Raw genomic sequence first — 7,408 nt, forward strand, 5'->3', positions numbered from 1 at the left:
GCCGGTCAGTCGGTCCACGCCGCCCACCGCGGCCGCGGCGGCGGCGATCGCATTCAGCGCGCACCGGCGCGCGTAGCCCTGGGCGTCGGCGGCGGGCACGAAGCCCTCACCCTCGCCGACCTTGCCGGTCGCGGGGAGCGCGCCCGACACCATGGGCAGCTGCCCCGCGGTGTAGACCAGGTCGCCGTGCGCCTTGGCGGGCACGTAGGCCGCGACCGGCGGAACGACGTCGGGCAGCTGGATGCCGAGCTCGGCGAGACGCGCACTCACGCTCACGGGGTTCACGCCTCCCCGAACTGCTTGGCGGCCTCTGCCGCAGCACCCAGTCCGGCGTTCGCCTGGCCACCGCCGGACGGACGCTTGAAGTAAGCCACGAGACCGCCCTCCGGGCCGGGGACGACCTGGACGAGCTCCCAGCCCTGCTTGCCCCAGTTGTTGAGGATGGCGGCGGTGTTGTGGATCAGAAGGGGCGTGGTGAGGTACTCCCACGTCGTCATCGCGACTCCTCTAATAGGCGGATGGATGTGGCGGGTGAAGGCTGGGAAACACCCTTGCGGGCGCACGTCTGTGAGGGAATCGCCCAGGTATCTCCCCTACGATCAACCCTATGCCTGATACCAAACGCACGGCCAGCGGCGTGCTCGGCGGGATCGCCGGGCTCGTCGGGCTGAGTGCCGCAGCCGGTGTCCTGATCGCAGCGACCGTGACCCCTGCGGTCGCCCTCACGAGCACCGCGGCAGAGCGCGCGATCACGATGTTCGACAATCTCCCGAGCGTCCTCGAGATCGACAAGCTCATGCTCCCGAGCAACTTCTACTACACCGACCCGGGCACCGGGGAGCCGGTGCTGATGACCCAGTTCCTCGAGCAGGACCGCACCCCCGTAGCCTTCGACCAGGTCTCACAGGTGATGTACGACGCGCTGCTGTCCAGCGAGGACCCGCGCTACTTCCAGCACGGCGGCGTCGACCTCATCGGCACGACCCGCGCCATCCTCTCGAATGCGCAGGGCGGCGGCGAGACGCAGGGCGGGTCGACCATCAGCCAGCAGTACGTCAAGAACGTGCTCATCCAGAAGTGCGAGCAGAACGCCGAGGCGGTGTACGAGACCGACGAGGCGGGCGAGCCGGTCATCGACGAGGCCACCGGGTCGCCCAAGGTCAAGCTGACGCGCGACGAGGTGCTGCGAAACTGCTGGACCGACGCGACGACCGCGGAGGGCACCGAGGGGTATACGCGGAAGCTGCAGGAGATGCGCTACGCAATCGCGCTCGAGCAGAAGTACTCCAAGAACGACATCCTGCTCGGCTACCTCAACATCGCGAACTTCGGCGGGATCACCTACGGCATCGAGGCCGCGGCGCGTCGCTACTTCAGCACGACAGCCGCGAACCTCACTCTCGCGCAGGCGGCGACGCTCGCAGGCATGGTGCAGAACCCCAACAACTACCGGATCGACAAGCCCGGGGGATCGATCTTCAGCGCCGACGGCACGGGCTTCAACAAATTACCCGACGGCGTCATCGACGAGGGCGCCAACATCGGCTCGCTCGACAAGCTGCTGGCTGACGGTGAGATCACGCCCGAGCAGCACCTCGCCGCCGCAGACGGCTACACGTCGACGAAGGTACGGCAGCTGTACGTGCTCGGCCGCATGCTCGAGGACGGCAAGATCACGCGCGAGCAGTACGTCGAGGCGGTCGTGTGGCCGATCACACCCGTGCTGACTGAACCGAAGACCGGTTGTCAGGCGGCGGGCGGAATGGCGTACTTCTGCCAGTACGTCAAGTACGTCATGCTCAACGACCCCGCGTTCGGCGAGACGCACGAGGAGCGACTGGATGCGCTCCAGCGCGGAGGACTGAATGTCTACACGACTCTCGACCCGCGGGTGCAGACGGCCGCGGAGGCTGCGATGACGACGTATGCGCCCTCAGCGAAGACGGACATGCCGATCGGCACCACGCAGCCGTCAGCCGGACGCTTCGGCTCGACGACGACCAGCGTCGATGCCACGAACGGCAACATCCTCTCGATCGCGCAGAACACGATCTTCAGCGAAGACGCCGCTCACGCCGCCGATCCGAATTACTCCTCCCAGGTGTGGGCCGGCACCAAGCAGTTCGGCGACTCGCAAGGGTTCAACGCCGGGTCGACGTTCAAGCTGTTCACACTCATCGACTGGCTGGAGAAGGGCCACTCGGTCAACGAGACGCTCAACGGCACGGTGCGGGTCTTCAAGCGTCTGAAGAACAGCTGCCACAGCGAGACCGGCGAACCCGCCGACTGGGTCAACCAGAGCAACACCATCGTGAACAACTTCGGGAGGTCCGGCGGGCGCGTCGGCACTCCGATGCAGTTCACCGCGTCGTCGCTGAACACCGGCTTCTTCGCGATGGCCGAGAAGCTCGACCTCTGCGACATCAAGAACGTCGCGACCAAGATGGGGGTGACGCTGACCAACGGCGACCCCGTGAAGATGGACGACCTCTTCTCGGTCATCGGCAGCAATCCCGTGTCGCCGCTCGCGATGGCGGGAGCGTACGCGACCGTCGCGAACAACGGCATCTACTGCCAGCCGCAGGCGATCGCGCGCGTGACCGACTCCGACGGCAACGACCTCCCGAAGCCCGAGCGCACCTGCACGCAGGTGCTCGAGCCGAAGGTCGCCGCCACCGCCGCGTACGCACTGGAGGGCGTCATGCGAGGCGGCACGGGTGCCGGTGGAAATCCTTACGACGGCACGCCGCTTCTCGGCAAGACCGGCACGCACGAAGAGATCCAGACGTGGCTCGTCGAGTCGAGCACCAAGGTCGCCACGGTGAGCTGGGTCGGCAACGCCGACGGCGGCGGCGACCTCTACAAGAGCTGGCACAACGGGAAGCGCCTCGCCGACCTCCGGTACAGCATCACGAAGGACGTGCAGCGCGCCGCCAACGCGGCGTACGGCGGTGACCGCTTCCCCGGCCCCGACGCGGAACTCTCGAAGCAGATCCTCGCGGATCTGCCCAACGTCGTCGGTCAGAGCATCGACAAGGCGCGCGCGACGCTCGAAGACGTGGGCTTCTCCGTCGCTGTCGGCGACCCGGTGGATTCGGACCAGCCAGAGGGCGTCGTCGCGGCGCAGAACCCCGGCGCGGGCAAGGTCGCGGGCGGCACGACCGTCACGATCAGCCCGAGCAACGGGCAGGGCATCACGGTGCCCGACGTGGCGGGTCGATCGCTCGAAGACGCCAAACGCGCGTTGCGCAGTGCCGGCTTCGGCAATGTCACCGATGGGTCGTGCACCGCCGACGCGAGCACCGGGAACGATCGGCGTGCGACAGGTACTGACCCCGCCGCGGACAGCGTGGCGAACCGGAACACCGGGATCCGGGTCAACTATGCCGCGGCGAACTGCGGCGGCGGCAGATCGGGCAACGGCAACTAGTGCCGTCGCGACCATCTCGCATCGCCCCCGCCCTCACCGCGCTCGGCGCGGTGGGGGCGGTCGGCGCTGCCGCAGCGGTGTGGGGCATCGGCATCGAGCGGTACCTCTTCACCGTCCGGCTCCATGAGGTGCCGGTGCTGCCCGCAGGTGCCGCCCCCATCCGCGTGCTGCACCTGTCCGACGCGCATATGGCGCCGTGGCAGCACCGCAAGCAGGAGTGGATCGCGGCGCTCGCCGAGCTTCAGCCCGACCTCGTCGTGAACACCGGCGACAACATGGGGCACGTCCACGGGCTGCGCGGACTGCGCGCGGCGTTCGACCCGCTGCGCGGCATCCCCGGCGTCTTCGTCCACGGTTCGAACGACCACGCCGCACCGTCACCCCGCAACCCGCTGAAGTACTTCTCCGGCCCGTCGAAGGTGAAGCACACTGCCGAGCCGCTGGACACCGACGAACTCGACGACTATTTCGCTGACGAACTAGGCTGGCTCGACCTCAACAACACCGCGGGATCACTCGATGCCGCCGGGCTTCGCGTCGACGCCTTCGGAGTGAGCGACGCCCACCGTGAGTGGGACGACCTGCGTGTGCTGCCGCAGCGACTCGAGGCCCTGCGCGCTGACGGGGCCCCGGCGCATCTCACGATCGGTGTCACTCACGCCCCGTACCGTCGCGTGCTCGATGAGTTCATCGAACTCGGTGCCGACGCGCTCTTCGCGGGACACACGCACGGCGGCCAGGTCCGTCTTCCCGGGTTCGGCGCTATCGTCGCCAACTGCGACATCCCGCTGAAGCAGGCCCGCGGCCTCAGCGCATGGTCGCACGGCGGCACCACCGTGCCGCTCAACGTCAGCGCCGGACTCGGTCACTCCATCTATGCGCCGGTGCGGTTCGCGTGCCGCCCCGAGGCATCGCTGCTGACACTCGTCGCGAGGGACTGAGCCCGCCAGATCGGCGAAGTCATCGGCTCCTCCCCGACAGCGCCCGCTCGCGCCGCATCCACAGATGCCCGCTGTCGGCGCTCACGCGGCCGGCTGCCGCGCCACGCTCGGAATGTGCCGAACACCACGCGACCACGACGCCCCCGACTCGACGATGCCCGCTTTCTGACATCCGTGGTCTCCGATGCCGGCCGCTGGCGTCCCCGCGGGCTGCCTCCCGTGGCCTGGGCCATCCTGATCACCGGCGTCATCGTGGCGAACCTGCTCATGGGCGTGCTGGCGTCCCCCTCCGCCCACGCGGCGTCGCGCGGCGCCGGCTTCGGCACGTGGGCGCCGACGTCGGCCCACGGCTGGCACGGCTCGATGCTCGTCGGCGGCGTCCACACCTACTGCATCACCCCGGGCGCTCCGCTGCCGACCGGACCGAGCACGGATCACGGCATCAGCGGGATCGCACGCGGACTGACGGCCCACCAGCTCACCGGCATCAACCTGCTCGTGACCAAGTACGGCCAGACCGACGACCCTGTGCAGGCGGCAGCCGTCGGGTGGGCGGTGAAGGCGACCGCGAACTGGAACGACACGATCCGCGCCTTCGGTCACCGCGGCGACACGCTCGAGAGCGCGATCCACTGGACCCTGTCTCACGTTTCATCCGAGCACGTGCCGGCGGTGCAGCGACTCGCGGCGTCGTACTACGACGAGGCGGCGCGTGCCGGGACGGGCGGTCCCGCCGGCGGCAGTGTGGCGTTCACCACCGATCCCGCCGATCACCGCGTGGGCACCGTGCGGGTGGAGTCGACAGTGGCAGGAGCGTCCGGATCGCTCACGCTGACCAACGCCGCCTTCGTCGACACGGGCACAGCGACGCGCGAGGGCGCGGCCCCGGGCACGGTGTACGCGATCGTCGCCTCGCCGCCGGCCGAGGGCAGACCGTACACCGTGGGCGCCACCGGCCACTTCTCGGTCGGATACGCGGCCGCCGTGCGGCACTACACGACACCCGGCGGCCAAGACACCGCAGGCCCTGGCGGCTCTGTGACCTTCGACGTGGCGGGGACGGATGCCCGCACCCCGCGTGCCCCCGTTCGCTCCGACGATCTCGACCCAGGTGGCCACCCGCTACGCCGCGGGAGGTCCGTACGTCGATCAGGTCGCCTTCGGGATCGCGGCGGGCGAGTGGCCGCGCGCCGACGACGACTCATTCCTCCCCGTCGCCGCAGGCGCGGTCGTGCACCGCACGGACGCCGAACCCGCTCCGGGCGAGCCGGTACCGGCCGAGGCCGAGATCGTGGGAACGCTCGAGCTGACGACCGCGACTTCCCTCGGCGCGACCGTTCCGTACCCGGTGACCTCGACGTGGGACATGACCGAGCCTGGGTTCTACACCGCCGTCTGGACGATCAGAGGTGCCGAGCAGACCGCTGCCGTGGCCCGCCACATGGGCGCTGACTACACCTGGACGGAGCAGTACGGCGAGCGCAGCCAGGTCACGATGGTGCCGGCCATCACGACCGTGGCGCAGCCCGCGGCGGCCTCCGGCGACACGATCAGCGACACCATCCGGGTCGCCGGCCCCATCCCCGAGCGCGGGATGCACGTCGAATCGGCCGTCTACCGGGCCGTCGAAGGGGTCGCGCCGAGCGAGTCCTGCGTGGGCGGCAACCTCGTGTGGCGCAGCGAGCTCGTGCCCGTCACAGCCCGCGGGGACTACGTCGTGATCTCGCCGCCGATCAGCGAGCCGGGCACGTACTACTGGCAGGAACGAGCTGTCGACGCCGAGGGCGCGATCGTCCACACCGGGGTGTGCGGGATCGAGAACGAGACCACACGGGTCGCGGCATCGTCCGCACCGGCGCGGCAGGTGCCGGAAGCGGAAGCCCCCGCGCTGGCGGCGACGGGTACCTCCTTCGATGCGCTGCGCCCTTGGGCGGCCCTCGCGGTGTGCCTGCTCACCGCCGGTGCGACCCTCCTCGCGACGCGATCGGCGCGGTTCGGACGAGTAGCGAAGATCAGGTAGACTCGTGGGGTTGTCAACGGGGTGTGGCGCAGCTTGGTAGCGCGCTTCGTTCGGGACGAAGAGGCCGCAGGTTCAAATCCTGTCACCCCGACCACGGAGGGGCCCCGCCGGGAGGCGGGGCCCCTCGTTTTTGGAAGGAATCACACGCATGGCCGAAAGCACGCCTCCCCGTCTCGTCTCATTCGACCTCGACGACACGCTTGCGCCGTCGAAGAGCCCGATCGAATCGCGCATGGGAGACCTGCTCGTCGCTCTCGCCGAGCGCGTCGAGGTGGCCATCATCTCGGGCGGCCAGCTCGCCCAGTTCACGACGCAGGTCGTCGACCGGCTTCCGGATGCCTCTACCGCCGTCCTCGAGCGGATCCACCTGCTCCCCACCTGCGGCACGCAGTACTACCGCCTCTCCCCCGACGGCATCGTCACGATCTACCAGCGGTCCCTTACCGACGACCAGAAGTCACGCGCGCTCGCGGCCGTCGAGAGCGAAGCCCGCCGTTTGGGCCTGTGGGAGTCCGAGACGTGGGGCGACATCCTCGAGGACCGCGGCTCGCAGATCACGTTCTCCGCGCTCGGGCAGCAAGCACCCGTGTCGGCCAAGAGCGCGTGGGACCCCACGGGTCAGAAGAAGAACACGCTGCGCGCCGCCGTCGCCGCCCTCCTCCCCGACCTCGAGGTCCGCTCGGGCGGCTCGACCTCTGTCGACATCACCGAGCGCGGGATCGACAAGGCGTATGGCATGCGGCAGCTCGCTCAACAGACCGGCATCGCCCTCGACGGCATGCTCTTCGTCGGCGACCGCCTCGACCCCGACGGCAACGACTATCCCGTCCTCGCGATGGGTGTGCCCTGCCACGCGGTCGAGGGCTGGGAAGACACCGCCGACTACCTCGAGCAGCTCATCCCGACCCTCCCCGTCCGCGTCTGACCCGGGCTGACCGCCGCCGGGGCCTCAGCTCTTCGCACGCGCGCCGGCGCCCTTCGCCGCCGACGCCTTCGGGGCGCGGGCCGCCGCACCCG

At 69.5% G+C, this 7,408-nt stretch carries 7 protein-coding genes, 1 tRNA gene and 1 pseudogene; 5 read left to right on the top strand and 4 right to left on the bottom strand.

Annotated features, from left to right (window positions below):
* Window positions 1-276: pseudogene (locus tag EIO58_RS09550) on the bottom strand (Atu1372/SO_1960 family protein); the annotation flags it as partial.
* Between the two features lie 5 nt (window positions 277-281).
* Complete coding sequence (locus EIO58_RS09555) at window positions 282-497, bottom strand: DUF4177 domain-containing protein (protein ID WP_127819343.1); 216 nt, start codon at window positions 495-497, stop codon at window positions 282-284.
* A gap of 110 nt (window positions 498-607) precedes the next feature.
* On the opposite strand from EIO58_RS09555, the gene EIO58_RS09560 reads away from it, so the two are divergent.
* Both EIO58_RS09560 and EIO58_RS09565 read left to right on the top strand, forming a co-directional pair.
* The gene (locus tag EIO58_RS09560; protein ID WP_127819344.1) at window positions 608-3,430 is read left to right on the top strand and encodes a transglycosylase domain-containing protein; all 2,823 of its coding nucleotides are present in this window, start codon (window positions 608-610) and stop codon (window positions 3,428-3,430) included.
* The gene (locus EIO58_RS09565) at window positions 3,430-4,371 is read left to right on the top strand and encodes a metallophosphoesterase (RefSeq protein ID WP_127819345.1); all 942 of its coding nucleotides are present in this window, start codon (window positions 3,430-3,432) and stop codon (window positions 4,369-4,371) included. Before EIO58_RS09560 ends, EIO58_RS09565 begins: the two co-directional genes overlap by 1 nt.
* Window positions 4,372-4,805: 434 nt before the next feature.
* Here the strand turns inward: EIO58_RS09565 and EIO58_RS18765 are convergent, their stop codons facing one another.
* Together EIO58_RS18765 and EIO58_RS09570 are read right to left on the bottom strand one after the other, a co-directional pair.
* Window positions 4,806-4,955: a hypothetical protein gene (locus EIO58_RS18765; RefSeq protein ID WP_164861612.1), complete on the bottom strand. Its 150-nt coding sequence runs from the start codon at window positions 4,953-4,955 to the stop codon at window positions 4,806-4,808.
* A 186-nt stretch (window positions 4,956-5,141) separates the two neighbouring features.
* A complete protein-coding gene (locus EIO58_RS09570) occupies window positions 5,142-5,324 on the bottom strand; it encodes a hypothetical protein (RefSeq protein WP_127819346.1) in 183 nt (60 codons plus the stop codon).
* Between the two features lie 110 nt (window positions 5,325-5,434).
* Between EIO58_RS09570 and EIO58_RS09575 the strand changes: the two genes are divergently transcribed.
* The 3 genes from EIO58_RS09575 to EIO58_RS09585 all read left to right on the top strand — a co-directional run bounded on the left by EIO58_RS09575 (window position 5,435) and on the right by EIO58_RS09585 (window position 7,316).
* Window positions 5,435-6,391, top strand: a complete 957-nt coding sequence (locus EIO58_RS09575) for a hypothetical protein (protein WP_127819347.1) — start codon at window positions 5,435-5,437, stop codon at window positions 6,389-6,391.
* A 17-nt stretch (window positions 6,392-6,408) separates the two neighbouring features.
* Window positions 6,409-6,485, top strand: a tRNA-Pro gene (locus EIO58_RS09580).
* 54 nt (window positions 6,486-6,539) lie between these two features.
* Complete coding sequence (locus EIO58_RS09585; protein ID WP_127819348.1) at window positions 6,540-7,316, top strand: HAD-IIB family hydrolase; 777 nt, start codon at window positions 6,540-6,542, stop codon at window positions 7,314-7,316.
* The last annotated feature ends 92 nt before the right edge of the window (window positions 7,317-7,408 follow it).

The sequence above is a fragment of the Microbacterium sp. CPCC 204701 genome, from assembly GCF_004010105.1.
In the GTDB taxonomy this organism is placed as follows: Bacteria; Actinomycetota; Actinomycetes; order Actinomycetales; family Microbacteriaceae; genus Microbacterium.